Origin of the sequence: Mesonia maritima, from assembly GCF_042433895.1 — a bacterium.
Classification (GTDB): domain Bacteria; phylum Bacteroidota; class Bacteroidia; order Flavobacteriales; family Flavobacteriaceae; genus Mesonia; species Mesonia maritima.
Genome location: NZ_JBHLUA010000021.1, coordinates 88,743 through 107,619 on the forward strand (window position 1 = coordinate 88,743; position 18,877 = coordinate 107,619).

14 protein-coding genes and 2 tRNA genes are annotated in these 18,877 nt (G+C 34.1%); 3 read left to right on the forward strand and 13 right to left on the reverse strand.

From position 1 onward, the window contains the following. Positions 1-7 precede the first annotated feature (7 nt). Together gldJ and ACFFGL_RS12970 are read left to right on the forward strand one after the other, a co-directional pair. Positions 8-1,675 carry a gliding motility lipoprotein GldJ gene (gene gldJ, locus ACFFGL_RS12965; RefSeq protein ID WP_309729903.1) on the forward strand — a complete coding sequence of 556 codons (1,668 nt, stop codon included), beginning with the start codon at positions 8-10 and terminating at the stop codon, positions 1,673-1,675. Positions 1,676-1,745: 70 nt separating this feature from the next. Then, positions 1,746-3,026, forward strand: coding sequence for a UDP-N-acetylmuramoyl-tripeptide--D-alanyl-D-alanine ligase (locus ACFFGL_RS12970; RefSeq protein ID WP_309729901.1), 1,281 nt, complete (start codon positions 1,746-1,748; stop codon positions 3,024-3,026). Between the two features lie 2 nt (positions 3,027-3,028). On the opposite strand, the gene ACFFGL_RS12975 is transcribed toward ACFFGL_RS12970, so the two are convergent. The 9 genes from ACFFGL_RS12975 to ACFFGL_RS13015 form a co-directional block, all read right to left on the reverse strand. Next, positions 3,029-3,103: transfer RNA gene (locus ACFFGL_RS12975), tRNA-Val, on the reverse strand. A gap of 55 nt (positions 3,104-3,158) precedes the next feature. Beyond that, positions 3,159-3,233: transfer RNA gene (locus tag ACFFGL_RS12980), tRNA-Val, on the reverse strand. A 68-nt stretch (positions 3,234-3,301) separates the two neighbouring features. Continuing rightward, the gene (locus ACFFGL_RS12985; protein ID WP_309729898.1) at positions 3,302-4,522 is read right to left on the reverse strand and encodes a bifunctional folylpolyglutamate synthase/dihydrofolate synthase; all 1,221 of its coding nucleotides are present in this window, start codon (positions 4,520-4,522) and stop codon (positions 3,302-3,304) included. Between the two features lie 7 nt (positions 4,523-4,529). Beyond that, positions 4,530-5,396, reverse strand: a complete 867-nt coding sequence (locus ACFFGL_RS12990) for an energy transducer TonB (RefSeq protein WP_309729895.1) — start codon at positions 5,394-5,396, stop codon at positions 4,530-4,532. Between the two features lie 12 nt (positions 5,397-5,408). Continuing rightward, positions 5,409-5,801, reverse strand: a complete 393-nt coding sequence (locus tag ACFFGL_RS12995; RefSeq protein WP_309729892.1) for an ExbD/TolR family protein — start codon at positions 5,799-5,801, stop codon at positions 5,409-5,411. A gap of 1 nt (position 5,802) precedes the next feature. Beyond that, the gene (locus tag ACFFGL_RS13000) at positions 5,803-6,504 is read right to left on the reverse strand and encodes a MotA/TolQ/ExbB proton channel family protein (protein WP_309729890.1); all 702 of its coding nucleotides are present in this window, start codon (positions 6,502-6,504) and stop codon (positions 5,803-5,805) included. A gap of 83 nt (positions 6,505-6,587) precedes the next feature. Beyond that, a complete protein-coding gene (gene nhaB / locus ACFFGL_RS13005; protein WP_309729888.1) occupies positions 6,588-8,057 on the reverse strand; it encodes a sodium/proton antiporter NhaB in 1,470 nt (489 codons plus the stop codon). A gap of 39 nt (positions 8,058-8,096) precedes the next feature. Next, positions 8,097-9,323, reverse strand: coding sequence for a Glu/Leu/Phe/Val dehydrogenase dimerization domain-containing protein (locus ACFFGL_RS13010; protein WP_309729887.1), 1,227 nt, complete (start codon positions 9,321-9,323; stop codon positions 8,097-8,099). Positions 9,324-9,411: 88 nt separating this feature from the next. Further along, positions 9,412-10,545 (reverse strand): anhydro-N-acetylmuramic acid kinase, encoded by a 1,134-nt coding sequence (locus ACFFGL_RS13015; protein ID WP_309729884.1) that lies wholly within the window; start codon positions 10,543-10,545, stop codon positions 9,412-9,414. 29 nt (positions 10,546-10,574) lie between these two features. Between ACFFGL_RS13015 and ACFFGL_RS13020 the strand changes: the two genes are divergently transcribed. Next, the gene (locus ACFFGL_RS13020) at positions 10,575-11,717 is read left to right on the forward strand and encodes an acyl-CoA dehydrogenase (RefSeq protein WP_309729882.1); all 1,143 of its coding nucleotides are present in this window, start codon (positions 10,575-10,577) and stop codon (positions 11,715-11,717) included. A 62-nt stretch (positions 11,718-11,779) separates the two neighbouring features. On the opposite strand, the gene ACFFGL_RS13025 is transcribed toward ACFFGL_RS13020, so the two are convergent. The 4 genes from ACFFGL_RS13025 to ACFFGL_RS13040 all read right to left on the reverse strand — a co-directional run bounded on the left by ACFFGL_RS13025 (position 11,780) and on the right by ACFFGL_RS13040 (position 18,690). After that, positions 11,780-11,986: a PID-CTERM protein-sorting domain-containing protein gene (locus ACFFGL_RS13025; RefSeq protein ID WP_378928583.1), complete on the reverse strand. Its 207-nt coding sequence runs from the start codon at positions 11,984-11,986 to the stop codon at positions 11,780-11,782. A gap of 9 nt (positions 11,987-11,995) precedes the next feature. Beyond that, positions 11,996-15,217, reverse strand: coding sequence for a T9SS type A sorting domain-containing protein (locus tag ACFFGL_RS13030; RefSeq protein ID WP_309729878.1), 3,222 nt, complete (start codon positions 15,215-15,217; stop codon positions 11,996-11,998). A gap of 235 nt (positions 15,218-15,452) precedes the next feature. Next, complete coding sequence (locus ACFFGL_RS13035; RefSeq protein ID WP_309729877.1) at positions 15,453-15,653, reverse strand: hypothetical protein; 201 nt, start codon at positions 15,651-15,653, stop codon at positions 15,453-15,455. A 7-nt stretch (positions 15,654-15,660) separates the two neighbouring features. Continuing rightward, positions 15,661-18,690, reverse strand: coding sequence for a T9SS type A sorting domain-containing protein (locus tag ACFFGL_RS13040; protein WP_309729875.1), 3,030 nt, complete (start codon positions 18,688-18,690; stop codon positions 15,661-15,663). Positions 18,691-18,877: the final 187 nt, after the last annotated feature.

Here is an 18,877-nt window from a genome sequence, read left to right on the forward strand (position 1 = left end):
TTGTATTATGAGAATCAATACCGCTCTTAAATCATTTTTTGCTGTTGCTGTTTTAGGCTTTGTCGCCTGCAACAACTCAAGAGACTACAAAGACAATTCCCGAGCTACCGGATGGGATTTAACCGGAAAAGATGGTATGATGAAATACCAAACAGATTATGAGGGCCAAAAAACAGGTCCCGGTCTTGTCTTCATCGAAGGCGGAACGTTTACTATGGGTCGTGTTCAAGACGATGTAATGCACGATTGGAATAACACGCCTACCCAACAACACGTTCAATCCTTTTATATGGATGAAACTGAAGTTACCAACCGTATGTATTTACAATACTTAGATTGGTTAAAATTAACGTTCCCTCCTACTGAGGAAAAATATAAAAATATTTATGTTGGAGCACTTCCCGATACATTAGTATGGAGAAACCGCTTAGGATATAATGAAACGATGACGAATAACTATTTACGTCACCCGGCTTATCAGAATTATCCTGTGGTAGGTGTAAACTGGATTCAAGCAACTGAATTCAGTAAATGGAGAACTAACCGTGTAAACCAATTATTATTAGAGCAAGAAGAGTATACTGCTGAAGGAGCCAGATTCCAAACAGATGCAAATTCTACTTTTGATACTGAAACTTATATAAATGCACCTACTAAAACTTATGGTGGCAACGATTCTTTAATCCGTGGAAGAAATTCAGATAGATTAACTCAAGTAGTGAAAGAAGACACTATACATAAATACGTACAACGTAAAGATGGTGTTCTTTTACCTGAATACCGTTTACCAACAGAAGCTGAGTGGGAGTACGCAGCTTTAGGAATGTCTAGTGTAAGAGAATACAATCAATATAGAGGAAGAAAAAAATACCCTTGGGATGGGCAATACACTCGTTCCGGAAGTAGAAAAACAAGCGGAGATCAATTAGCTAACTTTAAACAAGGTGATGGTGATTACGGTGGTATTGCAGGATGGAGTGATGATGGTGCAGACATTACTGCGGAAATAAAATCTTACGCTCCAAATGATTACGGTTTATATGATATGGCCGGAAACGTTTCTGAATGGGTAGCTGATGTTTACAGACCTATCGTAGATGATGAATTTAATGACTTTAACTATTATCGAGGAAATGTTTATACAAAAAATTCAATTGGTCAAGATGGAACTGTTGAAGTATTAACTCCAGATAATATTGCTTACGATACGTTAAGTAATGGAAGTATTGTTGCTCGAGGTTTACCTGGCGAAATTAAAAAAGAACCTGTTACTAGAGAAGATACTTATTTAAGAACTCAATTTACAGAAAGTGATAATAGAGATTTCCGTGATGGAGACAAAGCTTCAGGAAGATATTATCGAGAACAAGGAGATATTGAAGATGAATCAAAACGCATGTACAATTCTCCAAAACATCGAGTATCGGTAATGCAAGATTCAACTGGAAACTCTTCATTAGATAGACAATATGACACTTCTTCAGAAAGAACTACGCTTATTGACAACGAAGTTAGAGTATATAAAGGAGGTTCTTGGAGAGACAGAGCATATTGGTTAGATCCTGCTCAACGTCGTTACTTCCCACAAGATATGGCAACAGATGATATTGGTTTCAGAAATGCAATGTCTAGAGTTGGTTCTAAATCTCAAAAAGGAAAAAGAGCTAGAGATTAAAAACAATATAATTTAAAGTTTACAAAAGCCCTTTAATTAATCTTAAAGGGCTTTTTTATATAAATAGATTATGAAAATATCAGAATTACACAAACTATTTTTAGCTAGCAGCGGAATAAGTACTGATACCCGTAAAATAAAAGAAAAAAGCATTTTTTTCGCCTTGAAAGGAGAGAATTTCAACGGTAATACCTTCGCTAAAGAAGCGCTAAAATTAGGTGCAAATTATGCTATAGTTGATGAAAAAATTAACATTGAAAATAAAAAGATTATATCCGTTGAAAACGTATTGTCATCACTTCAGCAGCTAGCCACCTATCACCGTAACTACTTAAAATTACCTATTATTGCGATAACGGGTAGCAACGGAAAAACAACCACAAAAGAATTAATTCATCGTGTATTATCTCAAAAATTTAATGCAAAAGCTACAGTCGGAAATTTAAACAATCATATTGGCGTTCCGCTTACGCTTTTAAGTTTTGATAGTTCTACTGAAATAGGAATTGTGGAAATGGGCGCAAACCATCAAAAAGAAATTGAAAAACTGACCGAAATTGCGTTACCTGATTATGGCTATATCACGAATTTTGGAAAAGCTCATTTAGAAGGTTTCGGCGGTGTTGCAGGTGTAATTAAAGGAAAAAGCGAACTATACAAACATCTACAAAAGCACGACAAAAAAATTTTTATAAATGCTGATGATGAGTTACAACTAGAATTAACAGAAAATTCAAACACAATATCCTTCAGTGAACACAAAAAAGCAGATTATACCATTAAAACGCTTTCGAGTTCTCCCACTGTCATTGTTGAGTCCGAAAATACAACAATTAAAAGTAACCTTATAGGAAACTATAATACTAAAAATATTGCTATCGCTATTGCTATCGGTTCGTATTTTGAGATTGAAATAAACCGAATTAAAGCTGCTATTGAAAGTTATCTTCCCGATAATAATCGATCACAGATTATTGAAAAAAACAACAATAAAATTATACTTGACGCATACAATGCTAATCCTACAAGTATGGCTGCAGCACTAGAAAGTTTCAAACTAATAGATGCAAACCGAAAAATTGTGATTCTGGGCGATATGTTTGAAATCGGAAAAACTTCAAAAGAAGAACATCAAATTATAATTGATAAATTAAAAGAATATAATTTTGACGAAGCTTTTGTGTTAGGAAAAGACTTTAAGAAAACTGAAATAAATTCCGATAAAATTCAAGCTTTTCAAACTTTTGAAGAATTCAAGGATTACTTCAAAAAGGAGTCTGTTAAAAAAAGTACTATACTTATTAAGGGTTCAAGAGGAATGAAATTAGAACGTGTCTTAGAACTTCTTTAAAGTGGGTCATACTGGATTCGAACCAGTGACTTCTACCCTGTCAAGGTAACACTCTGAACCAACTGAGTTAATGACCCAAAATAAAAATCAAAGATAAAAAAATCCGAAGTAAAATTACTTCGGATTTTTTAGTGGGCGCGAAGGGATTCGAACCCCTGACCCCTTGGGTGTAAACCAAGTGCTCTGAACCAACTGAGCTACGCGCCCTTATTGCTGTAATGCGGATGCAAATATAAACCATTTTTACATTTCACAAAGTATTTTTTTAAAAAAAATTAAATTATTTCTGCCACTGTAAATGTACTTCCGCCAATAAAAATTAAATCATCTAAAGTAGCTGCTTCATTTGCAGCTAAATAGGCTCTTTCAACAGAATTATAAGTTTCGCCAAACAAATTATATTTTTCTGCGGAGTTTTGTAAAAGTAACGCATCCATTCCTCTAGGAATTGAAGGTTTACAAAAATAATATTTCGCTTCTTTGGGAAATAGGGGTAAAATGAGTGATAAATCTTTATCATTCACTACTCCTAAAACAATATGTAATTTTTTAAAATCTTCTTCTAACAACTGACGGATGACACATCGTAAACCTTCAGCATTATGAGCTGTATCACAAATTACTTTAGGGTTTAGTGATAAAGTTTCCCATCGCCCTTTTAAATTTGTATTGCTTTTTGTTTTAGCAATTCCCGCTTTTATATTACTTTCATCAATACTCCAACCCAGAGAGCGTAAAATTTCAAGACTGGCAATTACCGTTTTTTTGTTATGTTCTTGGTAATTTCCTTTTAAATCTGAAGGATAAGCTGCCCAAATATTCATTTCATTAGCGAAAGAAATACAAGAGCCAGTTTCTTGAGCTTTTTCTTCAAAAACTAAGCGAGTATTCTTAGCACTTTCTCCGATTACGACCGGAATTCCCTTTTTTATGATTCCCGCTTTTTCGCTGGCAATTTCTTCTAGTGTATTTCCTAAAAATTGTGTGTGATCTAAACCAATATTTGTAATTACAGAAAGTTCTGGCGTAATAATATTGGTTGAATCTAATCTTCCGCCCAAACCAACTTCAATTATTGCTACATCGATGTTTTCTTCCGCAAAATACTGAAACGCCATTGCAACTGTCATTTCAAAAAAAGAAGGCCGTAAATCTTGTAAAAATTCACTATTTTCTTCTATAAAATTCACTACAAATTCTTCAGAAACATCTTTACCATTAATTTTTATACGCTCTCTAAAATCTTTTAAATGAGGTGAAGTATATAAACCCACACGATAGCCACATTCTTGTAAAACAGAAGCCAACATATGACTGGTTGAACCTTTTCCATTTGTTCCTGCTACGTGAATGCTCTTAAATTTTTTATGCGGAAATCCTAAATGTTTTGAAAGAGCTAAACTATTTGTTAAGTCTTTTTTAAAAGCAGTTTTCCCTTGTTTCTGATACATAGGCAACTGCTGGAACATCCAGTCTAAAGTTTCTTTATAATTCATGGAAATATTAATCGGAAAGTTTGAACTCGTAAACAATAGTCCCTACCTGTTTTACAGGCGCATCTGCATCACTATTAAATTTAGTGGCTAAAGCTGCACGACGAGCTGGTTCTAATAAACAAGAAGCAGTATTGGTAGTGCCTTTAACACCGGCTACAGCATTTACAACTTTGCCTTGTTGGTTAACTTCTATTTTCACCACTACGACACCGGACTCGTTACAATCTTGAACAAATTTTTCTTTATTTAATGCTTTTCTACCTCCTAAACGATAATTTCCGTCGCCATCAAGACCTTTTCCTTGACCATAATAAGAAGAAGCATCGGGATCGCCATTGGGATCTCCTTTATCTCCAGCTTGATTATCATTTCCTTCACCTCCATTTTCTTGACCATCTTTTTTAGGTCCGTTTAAAATGCTATTCATTGCATCTGAAGTGGATTTATCTGGTTTAGGATCTGGTTTCTTTACTTCTTTCGGTTTTTCTTTAACCGGTTCAGTTTTTTCTTCAGCAGGCTTTTCTTCTTTTTTAGGTTTATCAGTAGGAGTTGGTTTGGTTTCTTTTTTCTTATCTTTTATTACCGGTGCATCTTCTGTATCTTGAGAAATCACCTCTTCATTTACTTCTGGTTCACTTTGCGGTGTTGAAGTTGACTGAGAAGTACTTTGTTGCGGTGCAGATTTTACAGGTTCTGTAGGTTGCTCTGTACCTGAACCTACTTCTGATGTTCCGAAATTTACGGCAATTCCATTTTCCGGTGGTGGATCCAAATAGGTTAAACCAAAGAAAAACAACAAAATAAGCAACAGCGTATTGATGATTACCGTAATAATCAGCGATTTTTTCTCATGTTTGGTTTCAAACAACGCCATATAACTTTTTATTTATTGCGGCTTAACCGCCAACACTATTTTATACTCATTCCTTTTTGCGATATCCATTACATTTACCGCATCTTGAATAGGCACGCTTTCTTCAGCTCTTAAAATAATCGTAGGCTCTTCCACTCCTCGTAAACGCTTCTGCAATTCTAATTCCAAATTATTTTTTGAAATTCTTTCATCATTTATATAAACTTCTAACTCTTTAGTAATACTCACCGCCAAATTTTGCTTATTGGTAGTTTTCCCTTTGGCTTTAGGTAAAATAAGATCTAAAGCTTCGGGCGTGATTACCGGAGAAGTTAACATAAAAAACACCAATAACAGAAACACAATATCTGTCATGGAAGACATGCTAAATTCGGGACTTACTTTATTTCTTCCTCTTAAATTCATATTAAGCCGGTTCGTTTAATAAGTCTAAGAAATCTACTGCTGTAGCTTCCATTTGGTGCACAACTTTATCGGTTTTTACAACCAAATGATTATAACCGATATAAGCAATAATTCCTACAATTAAACCTGCAACTGTTGTGGTCATCGCGGTGTAAATTCCTTGTGCCAAAGAACCCATTTCTGCCTGACCGCTACTTGTTGCTAATTCATGAAAAGCCAAAACCATACCAATTACAGTTCCTAAAAACCCAATCATTGGTGCTGCTCCGGCAATTGTTGCTAGAATACTTACGTTTTTTTCTAATTTATAAACTTCGAGTCTTCCTGCATTTTCGATAGCGGTATTAATATCTTCTAGCGGACTTCCGATTCTGGAAATTCCTTTTTCAGTTAAACGAGCAACCGGAGAATTCTCTTGCGCGCATCTAATTTTTGCAGCTTCAATATTTCCGGTAGCAACATTATCTTTTATCTGAGCCATAAAATTAGGATCAGATTTTGAAGCTGCTTTTATGGCAAAAAGACGTTCAAAATAAATATACATTGCTACCACTAGCAATACAAAAAGAATAGCAATGATAATTGTTCCGCCAATACCACCACTAAAAATTAATTCAAAAAAAGAAAGCGTTTTTTCTTCGGGTACTTGTTCTGCCGCATCTTGAGCTTGGTTGGCAGCTTCTTGCATAAATATTGCTAGCATAAATCTATTCGTTTAATTTTGATAACGTTTAATCTACTAAATAATTATAATTTAAGATATAAAGCTAAGTTATTTCCAGTTGACTACAAAAAAAACACGACTCCTAAATAACCAATTAAGGCTAATACAATGGTATAAGGTAGTGCCATTTTCACCATTTTAAAATAAGATAAATTTATAAGTGGTGCTAAAGAAGAAGTTAATAAAAATAAAAAAGCAGCTTGTCCGTTTGGCGTTGCAACACTTGGTAAATTAGTACCTGAATTTATCGCTATTGCTAATTTTTCAAATTGTGCTTGTGTTATATTTCCATTTTGAAATGCATTTTGCACTTCTCCTATATAAACAGTTGCCACAAAAACATTATCGCTAATCATGGAAAGTAAGCCATTTGCCACATAAAATACTGAAGGTTGATCTGACGGATCTAAAGTAAGCGCCCAATCGATTATAGGATGAAAAAGATGCTGTTCATGAATCATTGCTACAATTACAAAGAACACCACAATTAATCCGGTAAAAGGTAAAGCTTCTTCAAAGGCTTTTCCTAAGCTATGCTCATCTGTGATTCCCATAAAGGCAGTTTGCACCACAATTAAACCTAAACCAATAAATCCGACAGGCGCGATATGAAGTGCTAAACCGGCAATTAATAATATAGCAGCTATACTTTGTACTACTAAGCCATATTTTTCAGATGAAGTTCGTTTTTCATCCATTTCATCGGTATAATTTTCTATAATCGTACGTGCTACTTTTGGAAGTTTTTGCCCAAATCCAAACCAACCGGTCGTTTCCAATAAAATGGTGGTAAGTAAACCAGCTAACAAAACAGGAAGTGTAATAGGAGCCATTTTTACAAAAAACTCAACAAAATCCCATCCCATTTTTTCTCCTATCAATAAATTCTGTGGTTCTCCAACAAGCGTACAAACGCCTCCCAGTGCAGTACCTACAACGCCATGCATCATTAAGCTTCTTAAAAAACTTCTGAATTTCTCTAAGGTTTCACCGCTTAATTCTTTCCTATCTAGAATTCCGCTTTCGTTATAATCTGTATCGGCAGATTGAATTTTATGATAAACACCATAAAAGCCAACGGATACACTAATTAAAACCGCAGTTACCGTTAAAGCATCGAGAAAAGCGGAAAGAACTGCCGAAAGTAATACGAATAATAACGATAACACCAGTTTAGATTTTATTTTAGTAAACACTTTACTGAAAATAAACATCAATAAAGGTTTCATAAAATAAATTCCCGCAACCATAAACATGAGCAGAAAAATGACTTCGAAATTTTGAATAACTTCATTTTTAGCCTTTTCTGGAGAAGTTAAATTCAAAACTAAAATTTCTACAGCCAACAAACCACCCGATTGCAATGGGTAACATTTTAGGGCCATGGCTAAGGTGAAAATAAATTCTGCTATAAAAAGCCAAGCTGTTATGGTTGACCCGAGAACGTAAAATGAAAGAACATTAAATGCTAAAAAGAAAACGATAGCATATTTAAACCACTTGGGACTATTGCCCAAAAAATTTTTTAACATGGGTTAGAATTAAAAAAGAGTTACTGTTTCTGTGTTACATTAAACAAGTTGTTTTAAAGCGATTTCAAAAGCAGTTTTACTAATGTTCGTTTTAGAACTGTTATTATCGAATGTATTTTTTATTGCATTTTTAATGGTCATGGAAGTATCATTAAAAATTGACTCGTCTGTCATTTGTACGCGACGTTCCATAAAATAAGCGAAAACTCTTGCCATTCCACAGTTTGAAATGAAATCTGGAATTAAACTTACACGCTGATCGGTAAACTCCATAATCTCTCCAAAGAAAATCTCTTTATCTGCAAATGGCACATTCGCTCCGCAAGAAATTACTTCTAACCCATTATCGATCATCGTTGAAATTTGCTCTTTAGTCACTAATCGTGAAGCGGCACACGGTGCAAATATTTCAGCTTTTATATTCCATATTTTTTCATTGATTTCTTCAAAAGGAATCATGTTATCGGCTGCAAGTGTATTTCCTTTTTTATTTAAGAAAAGTTCTTTTATTTCTTCAAAAGAGAAACCATCTTCATTTATTAATCCTCCAGCTCTATCGATAATTCCCACAACTTTAGCTCCCATTTGCGCTAAATAATAAGCTGCTGCAGAACCTACATTTCCAAAACCTTGTACTACGGCGCGTTTACCTTTAACATCACCACCATAAATTTCGTAATAATGACGAACCGCTTCAGCCACGCCATAACCGGTAATCATATCGGCTACGGTATATTTTCGCGTTACATCTGGAGAATATTCTGAATTTTCTAAAACTTTAATTACCCCGTGACGAAGTTGACCGATTCTGTTAATTTTATCGGCTTCGCTTGGCTTAAAATGACCGGAAAAAACCCCTTCTTGCGGATGCCAAACGCCACAATTTTCAGTAATAGGAATTACTTCGTGAATTTCATCCACATTTAAATCGCCTCCGGTTCCATAATAATTTTTCAATAATGGTGAAACCGCTTTGTACCAACGTTCTAAAACTCCCTTTTTTCGTGGATCGTTTGGGTCGAAATTAATTCCAGATTTCGCTCCGCCAATTGCCGGACCTGAAACGGTAAATTTTACTTCCATGGTTTTCGCCAACGATAGTACTTCATTCATATCTAAACCTTTGCGCATTCTGGTTCCGCCACCGGCAGCACCGCCACGCAATGAGTTTATAACCGTCCAGCCTTCCGCTTCGGTTTCAGAATCTTTCCAGTTGAATACAATTTCGGGTTGTTTATTTTCGTATAGTTTAAGTAGATCTTTCACAAGTATTGAATTTTTAGGGTATTTTAATTTTTGCTGCACAAATATACATAAACACATTGTTGTGAAACAGGTTAGCGTTTAGAAATTTTTAAGGATTAAATATTTTTCCTGAACTGTGATTTTTTGAAGCTCCCGTCACACTTTTTAACACATTTATTTCATTTTCTATTTTTAAAACCCCAAGCAACCCAAAAACGAGCGCTTCTTTATATTCGATTAGTTTTGAATCTGGAATGATAATTTTAGCGTCTGTATATTGCTGAATACGTTCAATTAAAAATGTATTGTACGCTCCGCCACCAGTTATGAGTACTTGTGTTGAAGCCTTGTTTTCTATAATTGAAGAAATTTGAATTGCACAATGTTCAGTAAAGGTTGCAATAATATTTTTTTCAGAAAGCTTACTTTTTTCTAATAATGGAAAAATAACGGACTTCACCCATTCTATTCCCAAGGATTTTGGCGGTTTTTGATGATAAAAATCAAGCTCATTTAATTGCTGAAGTAAAATTTTATCTACTGAATTTTTTCGAGCCATTTCTCCGTTTTCATCAAACTTTTTACCTAATTTTTCAGCATAAAAATTTAGAACCGTATTCACCGGACAAATATCAAAAGCGATTCGCTCTTTGTTTTTTTCAAAAGAAATATTAGCAAAACCGCCAAGATTAATGCAATAATCGAATTCTTTAAATAATAATTGGTCGCCAATTGGAACTAAAGGCGCTCCTTGTCCGCCAAATTCAACATCTTGTACTCTAAAATCGCACACTACTTTTCGATTAATTAATTTTGCAAGCTGCGGTAAATTTCCGATTTGATAAGTTAACTTTTTTTCAGGTTGATGTAAAATTGTATGTCCGTGAGAAGCAATAAGGGTACTTTCAGCAAGCTTATTTTTTTGGATGAAATTATTAATAACCTCAGCTAAATATACCGTATATTTTTCATCTAAGGTTTTTAATTCCGCTTTAGTTTTTTCAACCGCATTTTTTAAATAATTCACCCATTTTTCAGGATATGAAATTGTTTCAACTTCTTTCAACTTATATTTCCAGGTATTATTTTCTCTAATAAAATGAATATGCGCTAAATCAATTCCATCTAACGATGTACCCGACATCACTCCTATTACTGAATAATTTAAATTTCCCATATTCGTAAAAATACCTAATAATCGTTGAAAATTTACGCGTTTAAAAGTATATTTGTAGCCTTTCATTTAAAAACATCTTAATAAATAGAAGCACAATGGATTTTAAGCTTACAGAAGAGCACTTAATGATACGAGATGCCGCGAGAGATTTTGCAAAAAATGAACTTCTTCCCGGTGTAATAGAAAGAGATTCTAAACAACTTTTCCCAACTGAACAAGTGAAGAAGATGGGAGAATTAGGTTTTTTAGGAATGATGGTTTCACCCGAATATGGCGGAGGCGGTATGGATACCGTTTCTTATGTATTGGCAATGGAAGAACTTTCTAAAATAGATGCTTCTTGTTCTGTAATTGTTTCTGTTAACAACTCATTAGTTTGCTGGGGAATTGAAACGTTTGGAACTGAAGAGCAAAAGAAAAAATATTTAACCAAATTAGCTACCGGTGAATCTATCGGCGCATTTTGTTTAAGCGAACCAGAAGCAGGAAGTGACGCGACTTCGCAAAAAACTACTGCTATCGATAAAGGCGATCATTACGTTCTTAACGGAACCAAAAACTGGATTACCAACGGGGGAAGTGCCGATTATTATTTGGTAATTGCACAAACCGATCGTGAAAAGAAACATAAAGGAATTAACGCCTTTATTGTTGAAAAAGGTTGGGATGGTTTTGAAGTTGGTCCCAAAGAAGATAAATTAGGAATTAGAGGAAGCGACACGCATACCTTAAATTTTAATGACGTAAAAGTACCAAAAGAGAATAGAATTGGAGACGATGGTTTCGGTTTTAAATTCGCTATGAAAACACTTTCAGGCGGAAGAATTGGGATTGCTGCGCAAGCTTTAGGGATTGCAAGTGGCGCTTATGAATTGGCGCGCGATTATTCAAAAATTAGAAAAGCTTTTGGAACTGAAATTTGCAACCACCAAGCAATCGCATTTAAATTAGCTGATATGTATACTGAAATTGAAGCTTCAAGACATTTAGTAATGAAAGCGGCTTGGGATAAAGACCAAAAGAAAAATTATGATCTTTCAGGGGCAATGGCAAAATTATACGCTTCTAAAACGGCAATGAATGCGACTGTAGAAGCGGTACAAATTCACGGTGGAAATGGTTACGTAAAAGAATACCACGTAGAACGTTTAATGCGTGATGCTAAAATTACTCAGATTTACGAGGGAACTTCTGAAATTCAGAAAATTGTAATTTCAAGAAGTATCTTAAAAGACTAGTTTTTAATAGATTGATTATAAAAAAAGCCTCTCATTCGAGAGGCTTTTTTGTTTTATTAAAATTAGATATTACTCTTTCTTTTTAATTTTTTAGCGCCATAAAATGCGCCGGCTACAAGTGCCAAACCAACAAACCCATCTATAGGAGCTGCTGAAGTACCTTCATCATCTACATTATCATCAAAACCTGGTAGTTGAGCAAATATTGGAGTACTAAAAAGCAGTACTATTAAAACGATTACGATATTAATTTTTTCCTTTTTCATCATCTTTCCTTTTTATTTTACAATTAATTTTTTGGTCCAGCTACCATTTTCATTTTCTACTTGAAGAATAAATAAACCGCTAGATAAGTTTAAATCGTTCAATAGTAATTTTGAAGTCCCATTAGATTTTGTGGTTGAATACACCAATTGCCCTAATTGATTGTAAATTTTTATAGTGTTTTCAACACCGCTTAACTTTTCAGAATCAATAAACAGTTCATTATTTTCTACTGGGTTAGGATAAACTGCTATACTTGAAGTTTGCAATTCTTTTATACCAAGAGCGTTTTCTTTAAAATGAATTTCAAATCTATCACTAGCAATACTATTTTCGCTTGTTTCATTTATAGTAAATAAAACTTCAGTTTGGCGAGCATTTGCAAGTTCGTATTCCTTATTTGTAAACTTATCAACTAAATAAGGTGTTAACTCTTCAAAATTTTGAACATTAACTTTAAATCTATAATTCTCACTTCGATACTGATTTCCGAAAAGCGGAATAATAGTTTCAGTTGAAGGAAGCGATCTATATTCTAAACTTAAATAGTTTCCGTCTTGAACAACTGCTAAATTTTCATCTAGATTTCCCATTTTAGGAGCATCGTTTGCTAAAATCGCATCAGAATCATTTTCAGAAAAATTAATGGTGACGTTATCACTCTTTTGGAAGTTAGTGGTAATATTTTCTTCCGAATATAAATCAATAGAAATAGTAGCTTTATTGCTTACACTAAAAACGGTATTCGCTGTAGAAGCACTCGCTACTTTATCACTTTCTTGAAAAAGAATAGAAGCATTTCCATCATTCAATGTTCTTACAAAAACTGCTTGACCAGGTTGTAAATAAGCTGCCGGATTAGACGATAAATCTATGGTTTCATAAGCTCCGCGTATTGCCAAGTTAGCATTCCAAACATAATAATTATTATCATTGATGTTGGTTGAATTGTTTAATACACTAGAAAAATCGACCACCGCTTGATAAGGGTTTCCTATGAAATTATAATCCCCTGCGTCGGTTCCTAAACCTGATAGAACTTTATTTCCACTAACTAAAGTACCACGAGTTCTAATTTTAGTAGTGGTTGGTGTAGTTTCATTATCGGTTACATCTACAGAGCGATCGCCACGAACCATTAATCTGAAAGCTTCACCAGCAGAGACGAACGTGTTATCTGTATTTGGAATAGAACTCCAAGATTGATTTTCGTTATCATAAGTGAATAATGAAGGATTTCCTGACGGTGTCGCATCGAAACCATTAGCACCACTTACGGAACCAGTAATATGTGTTCCATAACCCGGTACGGGGTTTGCTGTATTGGTCTCGGCTCCCTCTTGCCAGTTTTCTAAAATACTTTCTGAAGAATTTACTGAACTTGAAATAAATCTAAAAGCTCGTCGTGCACTAAAAAATCGTTCTACGGTAACTTGACCGGTAATAGTTCCATTACTTAAATTGCCAACTGTTCCTGTTTGCTCTGCAGAGCTTCCAAAAGTTAGATTATTATTCGTATTTAATCCTCCTGAGATAATAGAGAGATTTCCTGAAAGTTTTGTAGGACCTGCTAAGGTTACATCCCCATCCATTTTTACATCATTTATCACTCCACTCAATTGATTGGTAAGTGTAGAAGGATTTGCGATAATTTCAATATCATCTAACGCAAATTCATCACGAGCTCCGGTAGCGGTTGAAGACTTATCTTTAAAAGACCAAACTAAATAATAAACCCCATTCGCCGGAATTGATATATTTTCAATATCCGTTTTAAAATAATTTCCTTTCCAAGTAGGGTTACTATCTGCTGTAGTTGGTGTACTGTAATTTAAATTACTAAGTTGTACCAAATTTTGCTCAGTTGTTCCGTAAGAAAAATCAATTTCTGTAGAACGAGCTTGATCATTAAACGCAAATAATTTATAAGCAACAGCTAATGAATTAATAGCAACTCCAGAAATATTTTGAATTCGTAAAATAATTTTTCCATCTGAGAATACTGAACCTCCAGGTTGAACACCAAAGGCATTATTATTGCTAGCTACCGTAAACGCATAAAAACCTTGATCGGTAACGTTTCCTGCAGATTGTCCTTTTCTATAACGTGGAAAAGCAGAAGATGAAGTATAATCGCCTCCAAAAGTAACGTTCTGTGGATTTCCTGTAGGATAAACTTTAAAAGCATCACTATCTAATTGACCCGCAGCAGGAGTACTTTTTAAACCTAAACCTTGATATTTTGAATTATTTACATTCGCTACCGTTTCATCAAAATTTATAAAATATCTACTATCTACTGTATTGATTGCTAAACCTGAAGGATTATCCGGTAACACTCCATAAGAATATAAATTACTTGTAGTCGTTTGACCTGTATTATCTACTGCCACTACACGATAATAAACCATTGTGTTTTCTTGCTGAGCAGGAATTGGGTCAACGGTTTTAAATTTTTGCCCAGAGGTAGGATTCATTGCTATGTCGTTAGACAGAGAATTACTTGCATACCCCCATTTTAAGGTGACCGATGGTAAATCGTCTACATCTACTATTGTAGCAGTTACGTGGACAGGACTTACAGAAGTTACCATGTTTGCAGAAGGATTTTGTGTTACGCTTTCAATGAAAGGTGGATTATTACTACCATCCCCTATAGTTTGTATAGTATTTACATTCCCAAAAGTTTGCGTAGAAAATGAAGGAATAGTTGAATAAGGTGACCATTCGAAATCATCATAAGATTCTCCAGTTCCATATAGTTCTAGTGTGCTTGTACCGGGAGTAGAATTAGATTCACTCACCCCAATATCTTCAGAAGTTAGACCAGAAGCTGTTCCATTGTTTGAGGTGATTGTTCCGCCGTAACTCAAAAACTGACCGGTAATTAAGTTTCCTTGATAAGAAATAGCTATTCCTCCTAAATTTTCGATTGTAGGAGGATACCAATAATAAATTGTAAAGGCATTGATACTTTCCCCTTCTTGGAAATTATTAATAGTTTCAGAATTGTAGACATTTCCATTAGCATCGTACAATTCAATTAAATAATCTGAAAGCGTACCAGGATTCTCTATAACAATTTCAATTGCTTGATTAATGTCTGCTCCAGAATTCTGATAATGCAATTCATTAAGCCATGCATTTGTTTGGCCAAAAAGACTCGTAGTCCCTACTAAAAGCAAAAATATAAAGCTGATTTTTGCTTTTACATTGTTGTGTAAAACTTTTTTCATAATGCAATTTTTTTTTGTAACAGTTTTACTTTTAAGAAATTAAAAGTTCCCCTAACTGTTTTTTTTGATGAAAGTAAGGGGTATGTTCTTAATGAAAAAACGTTTTTACACTTGTTAGTTAATCCCTAATTTTTATACGACAACCAGCAAAATGTTAACGGAATTATATAAATTTCTTCCTAAATCAAAAAAGCTCAACTTTTCAGTTGAGCTTTTCATTATTGGAATTCTCTAATTATTTTTTACCCTTCATTTTTTTTACTCCCATATAAACTCCGGCAGCTAAGGCGACACCTATAAAACCATCGATAGGCGCAGCCGGTGTTTCGTCATCTACGTCATCCATAAAACTTGGTAAATTCTGAGCCTCTATATGAATTGTGAATAGCAAAATAACTACTGCTATTATATATTGAATTATTTTTAAATTTTTCATGCCTTTGTTATTCTACGATTAATTTTTTTGAACTTAACTTTTCTGCTGAATGTATTCTTACAATATAAACCCCTCTCTCAAGATTTAAATTTTGAAGTTGGATTTTTTGGTGTTGACCTGACACCTTTTCTTCCTGAAGAAAAACTTGTTCACCAAGCATATTATAAATACCTACCTCAACATTTTCGCCATTAGTTAAGGAAGTCTGAATAGTTAGATTTCCTTCTTTAAATGGATTGGGGTATAAACTAATTTTTGATTGATTAAAATCTGGATTTGATAGGGTTTTATTTCTGAAATGAATTGAAAAACGATTAGTTTTCACACTTTCTTCAATTGAAGAATCTACATTGAAATTTATGGTATTAAGACCTTCAGCTAAAGTTGTTTCAGTTTTAAGGTAATTGTCATATAAAACTGCTTGCTGATTTTCAAAATAAGGAACCTCAACCTTTAAATTATAATTATTGAATCTATAGTTGTTATTATAAAAAGCTAGTGAATCATTCGCTGTTGGAAGATTTCTTCTTTCAATACTTAAAATTTTTGAACCGTTTACTAAGGCAATATTCTCATCTAAATTTCCAATTTTAGAAGCATCTTTTTCATTATAAGAATTTGAATAATTTTCGCTGAATAAAACCATAAAGCTATCAGTTAACAATTCTTCCGCATTCGTTAAAGCAACTAATTGAACCGTTAATGTTAAATCTTCATCTTCACTAAAAACTGAGGTAAGATTATCGAATACTTTATGACTTTCTTCAAAAACAAGCTCAGGATTTGCACCTCCGGTTGGAGCTACAAAAAATGCTTGATTAGGCTCCAGATACTCATTTGCTGCTGAGCCATCAGAATTTGTTCCGGCAGGCAAAGCCACAGTAACATATCCACCTCGAGTTCCTTTATTAGGATCCCAAACATAATATTCGTTGGTATCTATATTTGTACTCGCGCTAAGAACACTATTCATATTTACAACCGATTGATAAGGATTCCCTACAAAATTAAATTCATTTACATCATCGGTTAAATTTGAAAATATTTGCGTGCCAGTCACTAAATTTCCGGTTGTTTTTAATCTAGTATCTGTAGGAGTTGCATCATTATCTGTTACATTTATAGCTCTACTTCCTCTTATCATTAATCGGTAAGGCTCTCCGGCAGTTAATGAATTAGAATCGGTATTCGATACCGCAGCCCAAGTTTGCGTTGTATTATTAAAGGTAAATAAAGAAGGGCTGCCCGACGGTGTAGCATCAAAACCATTTGCCCCAGTGGTAGAACCTGTTATATGAGTACCAAAACCATCATTAGAATTTTCGTTATCACTCGGAAAGTTCGTTCCTGTATTATGCTGATTTTCTTGCCAATTCTCATTAATTGAAGAAGAAGTTGTTACTGAACTCGAAATAAATCTAAATGCTCTTTTTGCAGGAATAAATCTTTCTACAGTAACATTGGGAATACTGGAGGAAGTGTTAATTGGACCTAAAGTACCTGTGTTTTGAATAGAAGTACTTTTAAAAATTAAATCTCCATTATTTGTAATATCGCCATCTGCAGTAAGATTAGCTGAAATTTCCAACGTAGCTCCTGTATTAATCGTAATATTATTCACTTTAAGATTTTGATCGATTTCTACACTTCCTGAAATCACCTCAATATTATCGTTACTAGTCGCATTACCTACTGGATTTGCAGGAGACCACGAGCCGTTATAGGTATAGGTAATATTAGGAATAGTTATACTTAAGTCTCTAAAGCGTGTAGAAGCTCCTCCTCCAGTCATTTCAAATTTGATCTTTCCGTTAGATGTATTGTAAGATGATAAATCAATCGTTTCTGTAAAAGTAGTATAGCTTCCGGGCACTGAAAAAGTATTTAAATCTATATAACTTACTCCTCCATCATCAGAAATAGAAATAGTAATTTCTTGACCAGAACTACCACCGAAATCTTCAAGATCAAAGGATACTTCTAGATTAGTATAGTTTGTGAAATCTATAGTTGGTGTAATTATATTACCGCCTGGACTAAAACGAATATATCCTCCAGCAGCAGCTTCAAATGTGGTATTATTAAACTCAAAACCAAAGCCAGTAGCTTCATCCCAATCGGTTTGATCTCGTAAACCATTCGTATATGGAAGATTAAATTCTTCAATAACCGTACCTTCAAGATTTATACTGATATTACTTGCCGATCCGCCAGAAACTATAACGGTGGCATTATAGTCTCCAATAGCTAAACCTGCAATTAATCTAGCATAAATAGTCGTAGACGAACCGTCATAATTATTTAAGGTAATTGAATTTGAATAACCACTAGATTGCTGTGTAGATATTTCAAAATCTGAATTAGCTGGAAGTGTTAAAGTTACATTTGAATTATCTAGATTTTGTCCTGTTACCTCAAAAGAATCTGGCGTAGAAGGACCTTCATTCTCTATGTAATTTAAACCTGAAACACTTGCCGGAACTCCAAATAATTCTGGCTCGTTGGAGGTAGTTTCTAATTTATATAATAGCAAATTATTCCCAAATGAAGATGAATAACACGCAAATCTTGGTGAACCAGTGTTATACCGTAAAACCCTACCCGCTGTTCCTAAGTTTTCTACAGAAAATACTGTATTTGAATAAGTAAAAGACCATCGTTCTGCATCTGAACCAACAAAAGAACTTTCAGATGAACTATTTCCCGAACCTGAATAAGAAACATATACACCTATTTCTTCATTATAAATAGTTCTTCCACTTCCATCTGTTTCAATTTTCCAAACTATAGCTTCATCTGGATTTATTATACTTCCAGAATTCGGACTAACAGCTGTATTTTCAAAATATGAACCCGAATTAACATTGTTCATCGCAAAGTTATTATCCTCATCTACGATGACATAATAACCATCAGTTAATTCCGCCAAATTAGTTATCTCTTCAAATTCTCCTAGACCATTATATTGAGACCAACATAAGGTAGAAAAAATGAAACATAGTAAAAATAAGAAATTCTTAAATAATCGTGTTTTCATGCAAATTAGGTTTTAAAAGATTGAACACAAATTTAGAAATAGAGCTTAGACCCAGCTTTTACAAAGCATTAAGGCTCTATTATGAATGTGTAAAAAATCTGTTGGTTGTTTCAAATCTACAGATTTTCTTTTAAAACCCAAATAATATACTGATAACAAAGAGTTTATAAAATTACAAAACCTTCTA